Genomic DNA, 400 nt, shown 5'->3' with positions numbered 1-400 from the left:
GGTGCGGGCTACACAAGCGAGGACGGCCGTGTGCGCAGTAACTTGTCCGGCACCGTGACCGATGGCCATTGGGGCGTCGGCGCTGGCTTAAGCTTTACGCTCAATTGAGGTGCCCATGCTTAGGCGAGCCGTAACCACCGCCCGAATGATAGCGGCTTGCCTGCTCCTGTCTGGCAGCCCGCCCGCTGTCGGACAGGAGATATCGCCAGCGGGTCCCGGTTTCCACGTCAAGCCGTCCGAAGTGAACGTCCCAGAGGGTGTTCCTCTCGGCCAGTACCGTCGCACAACCACGCCTTTTGGGAACTGGACACTGGTTTGCGACGAGAACCGGCAGACAAAGCAGATGATCTGCAATGTCAGCCAGGTGATTGTCGATCTTGCCGGCAACATGGTTTTCAGC

At 60.5% G+C, this 400-nt stretch carries 1 pseudogene; it reads left to right on the top strand.

Annotated elements, in window-relative coordinates:
* Nucleotides 1–115: 115 nt before the first annotated feature.
* Nucleotides 116–400, top strand: a pseudogene (locus AB4Z23_RS28805) (invasion associated locus B family protein); the annotation flags it as partial.

This window comes from Agrobacterium sp. MCAB5 (genome assembly GCF_052114365.1).
In the GTDB taxonomy this organism is placed as follows: domain Bacteria; phylum Pseudomonadota; class Alphaproteobacteria; order Rhizobiales; family Rhizobiaceae; genus Agrobacterium; species Agrobacterium tumefaciens.
Note: the sequence above shows the minus strand (reverse complement) of the source record. Positions and strands in the feature narration are given on the sequence as shown.